The 351-nt window shown below is 37.3% G+C and carries 1 protein-coding gene; it reads right to left on the bottom strand.

The window, feature by feature from the left end; translation table 11 throughout:
• Positions 1-351: hypothetical protein (locus EII42_RS12530; protein WP_199729906.1), on the bottom strand; the 351-nt coding region annotated here is incomplete at both ends.

Genomic DNA, 351 nt, shown 5'->3' with positions numbered 1-351 from the left:
TAATCCAATATTCACCTTTAAATTCAGATAAGAACTGATTAATTCGCTTACCAACAAAGCCTGAACCAAATTGAATAACTATTTCTGCTTGTAGTAGTTTTTGTTTAACCGTTTGATTAGCTAACCAAATATCTGCATAGGGTAAAGAAGGTTTAACATGAGACTGGATATCGGTTATCATGACCCAACCTAGAGTTTCTGCCCATTGTTCAATACCCATTGCTTGTTCTGCTGGCAGGCGACCCACTACAACAATTCCCTTCTTAGTTCTCCATTGATCCCAATATCTATGAGTAATGACTTCTTGCTGTTTTTCTTGAGGAATTATCCATGTTGTTTTTTGGCTGAGCC

The sequence above is a fragment of the Tessaracoccus sp. OH4464_COT-324 genome (genome assembly GCF_003932855.1).
Taxonomy (GTDB): Bacteria; Actinomycetota; Actinomycetes; order Propionibacteriales; family Propionibacteriaceae; genus Arachnia.
This window is presented reverse-complemented; position numbering and strand designations above follow the sequence as displayed.